Source organism: Streptomyces sp. NPDC057654, from assembly GCF_042800135.1.
Lineage (GTDB): Bacteria > Actinomycetota > Actinomycetes > Streptomycetales > Streptomycetaceae > Streptomyces.
Window position 1 is genome coordinate 1 of sequence record NZ_JBHVHQ010000800.1, and the last position, 3,965, is coordinate 3,965.

Annotated in this window: 1 protein-coding gene; it reads left to right on the plus strand. The window is 67.1% G+C overall.

Annotation, left to right across the window (positions count from 1 at the left end; genetic code table 11):
• Positions 1-32 precede the first annotated feature (32 nt).
• Positions 33-3,941, plus strand: a complete 3,909-nt coding sequence (locus tag ACFU99_RS36115; protein WP_384400598.1) for a DNA-directed RNA polymerase subunit beta' — start codon at positions 33-35, stop codon at positions 3,939-3,941.
• Positions 3,942-3,965: the final 24 nt, after the last annotated feature.

Sequence of the window (3,965 nt, forward strand, 5' to 3'; positions counted from 1 at the left end):
AGACACGACCCTGAAAGAGGGATTGACGACCAGTGCTCGACGTCAACTTCTTCGACGAGCTGCGGATCGGCCTGGCCACCGCGGACGACATTCGGACCTGGTCCCACGGCGAGGTCAAGAAGCCGGAGACCATCAACTACCGCACCCTCAAGCCCGAGAAGGACGGACTCTTCTGCGAGAAGATCTTCGGCCCGACCCGGGACTGGGAGTGCTACTGCGGCAAGTACAAGCGTGTCCGCTTCAAGGGCATCATCTGCGAGCGCTGCGGCGTCGAGGTCACTCGTGCCAAGGTGCGCCGTGAGCGGATGGGCCACATCGAGCTGGCCGCCCCCGTCACCCACATCTGGTACTTCAAGGGCGTTCCGTCGCGGCTGGGCTACCTGCTCGACCTCGCCCCGAAGGACCTTGAGAAGGTCATCTACTTCGCCGCCTACATGATCACGTGGGTGGACGAGGAGCGCCGTACGCGCGACCTGCCGTCGCTGGAGGCGCACGTCTCCGTCGAGCGCCAGCAGATCGAGCAGCGCCGCGACGCCGACCTGGAGGCCCGCGCCAAGAAGCTCGAATCCGACCTGGCCGAGCTGGAGGCCGAGGGCGCCAAGGCCGATGTGCGCCGCAAGGTGCGCGAGGGCGCCGAGCGTGAGATGAAGCAGCTGCGCGACCGCGCGCAGCGCGAGATCGACCGCCTCGACGAGGTGTGGAGCCGCTTCAAGAACCTCAAGGTCCAGGACCTGGAGGGCGACGAGCTGCTCTACCGCGAGCTGCGCGACCGCTTCGGCACGTACTTCGACGGCTCGATGGGCGCCGCCGCGCTCCAGAAGCGGCTGGAGACCTTCGACCTCGACGAGGAGGCCGAGCGCCTCCGCGAGATCATCCGGACCGGCAAGGGCCAGAAGAAGACCCGTGCGCTCAAGCGCCTCAAGGTCGTCTCCGCCTTCCTCCAGACCAGCAACAGCCCCAAGGGCATGGTGCTGGACTGCATTCCCGTGATCCCGCCGGACCTGCGTCCGATGGTGCAGCTGGACGGTGGCCGCTTCGCGACCTCCGACCTGAACGACCTGTACCGCCGTGTGATCAACCGCAACAACCGCCTGAAGCGGCTTCTCGACCTCGGCGCGCCCGAGATCATCGTGAACAACGAGAAGCGCATGCTCCAGGAGGCCGTGGACGCCCTCTTCGACAACGGTCGTCGTGGTCGCCCGGTCACCGGTCCCGGCAACCGTCCGCTGAAGTCCCTGAGCGACATGCTCAAGGGCAAGCAGGGCCGTTTCCGTCAGAACCTGCTCGGCAAGCGAGTCGACTACTCGGCGCGTTCCGTGATCGTCGTCGGCCCGCAGCTCAAGCTGCACCAGTGCGGTCTGCCGAAGGCCATGGCGCTGGAGCTCTTCAAGCCGTTCGTGATGAAGCGCCTGGTGGACCTGAACCACGCGCAGAACATCAAGTCGGCGAAGCGCATGGTCGAGCGCGGCCGCACGGTCGTGTACGACGTGCTGGAAGAGGTCATCGCCGAGCACCCGGTGCTGCTGAACCGTGCGCCGACCCTGCACCGCCTGGGCATCCAGGCCTTCGAGCCGCAGCTGGTCGAGGGCAAGGCCATTCAGATCCACCCGCTCGTGTGCACCGCGTTCAACGCGGACTTCGACGGTGACCAGATGGCCGTGCACCTGCCGCTGTCCGCGGAGGCGCAGGCCGAGGCCCGCATCCTGATGCTGTCCTCGAACAACATCCTCAAGCCGGCCGACGGCCGTCCGGTCACCATGCCGACCCAGGACATGGTGCTGGGGCTCTTCTTCCTCACGACGGATGAGAAGGAGCGCAAGGTCATCGGTGAGGACCGTGCGTTCGGTTCGACCGCCGAGGCCACGATGGCGTTCGACGCCCGGGAGCTGTCGCTCCAGGCGAAGGTCGACATCCGCTTCCCGATCGGCACCGTCCCGCCCCGCGGCTGGACCCCGCCGACGCCGGAGGACGGCGACGAGCACGGCGGCGAGTGGCAGCAGGGCGACAGCTTCCGGCTGCGTACGACCCTGGGCCGCGCGCTCTTCAACGAGCTGCTGCCCGAGGACTACCCGTTCGTCGACTACTCGGTGGGCAAGAAGCAGCTCTCCGAGATCGTCAACGACCTGGCCGAGCGCTACCCCAAGGTCATCGTGGCGGCGACGCTCGACAACCTGAAGGCGGCCGGCTTCCACTGGGCGACCCGGTCCGGCGTCACCGTCGCCGTCTCGGACATCGTCGTCCCGGAGGCCAAGAAGGCCATCGTCAAGGGCTACGAGGCCCAGGACGAGAAGGTCCAGAAGCAGTACGAGCGCGGTCTGATCACCAAGGACGAGCGCACGCAGGAGCTCATCGCGATCTGGACCAAGGCGACCAACGAGGTCGCCGAGGCGATGAACGCGAACTTCCCCAAGACGAACCCCATCTTCATGATGGTTGACTCGGGCGCCCGAGGAAACATGATGCAGATGCGTCAGATCGCCGGTATGCGTGGTCTGGTGTCCAACGCGAAGAACGAGACCATCCCGCGACCCATCAAGGCGTCGTTCCGTGAGGGTCTCACCGTGCTGGAGTACTTCATCTCCACGCACGGCGCCCGTAAGGGTCTCGCGGACACCGCCCTGCGTACCGCCGACTCGGGTTACCTGACCCGTCGTCTGGTGGACGTCTCGCAGGACGTGATCATCCGCGAGGAGGACTGCGGCACCGAGCGCGGCCTCAAGCTGGACATCGCGACCAAGGGCGCCGACGGCGTGCTCCGCAAGACGGAGGACGTCGAGACCAGCGTGTACGCGCGCATGCTCGCCGAGGACGTCGTCGTCGACGGCAAGGTCATCGCGCCCGCCAACGTCGACCTCGGCGATGTGCTCATCGAGCAGCTCGTCGCGCACGGCGTCCAGACGGTCAAGACCCGCTCGGTCCTCACCTGCGAGTCCGCGGTCGGCACCTGCGCCTTCTGCTACGGCCGCTCGCTGGCGACCGGCAAGCTGGTGGACATCGGCGAGGCGGTCGGCATCATCGCCGCCCAGTCGATCGGTGAGCCCGGCACCCAGCTGACGATGCGTACCTTCCACACCGGTGGTGTGGCCGGTGACGACATCACCCAGGGTCTGCCGCGTGTCGTCGAGCTCTTCGAGGCCCGCACGCCCAAGGGCGTCGCGCCGATCTCGGAGGCGGCCGGCCGCGTCCGGATCGAGGAGACCGAGAAGACCAAGAAGCTCGTCGTGACCCCGGACGACGGCAGCGACGAGACGGCCTTCCCGATCTCGAAGCGCGCCCGTCTGCTGGTGGGCGAGGGCGACCACGTCGAGGTGGGCCAGAAGCTCACCGTGGGCGCCACCAACCCGCACGACGTGCTGCGCATCCTCGGCCAGCGCGCGGTCCAGGTGCACCTGGTCGGCGAGGTCCAGAAGGTCTACAACTCGCAGGGCGTGTCGATCCACGACAAGCACATCGAGATCATCATCCGGCAGATGCTGCGCCGCGTGACGATCATCGAGTCCGGCGACGCGGAGCTGCTGCCGGGCGAGCTTGTGGAGCGCACCCGCTTCGAGGGCGAGAACCGTCGCGTCGTGACGGAAGGCGGCCACCCGGCCTCCGGCCGTCCGCAGCTGATGGGTATCACCAAGGCCTCGCTGGCGACGGAGTCCTGGCTGTCGGCCGCCTCCTTCCAGGAGACGACCCGAGTGCTGACGGACGCGGCGATCAACGCCAAGTCCGACAGCCTCATCGGCCTCAAGGAGAACGTCATCATCGGCAAGCTCATCCCGGCCGGTACGGGCCTGTCCCGCTACCGCAACATCCGGGTGGAGCCCACCGAGGAGGCCAAGGCCGCGATGTACTCGGCCGTCGGCTACGACGACATCGACTACTCGCCCTTCGGGACGGGGTCGGGCCAGGCCGTGCCGCTGGAGGACTACGACTACGGTCCGTACAACCAGTAAGCGGTTGTTCTGAAGGGCGGTCAC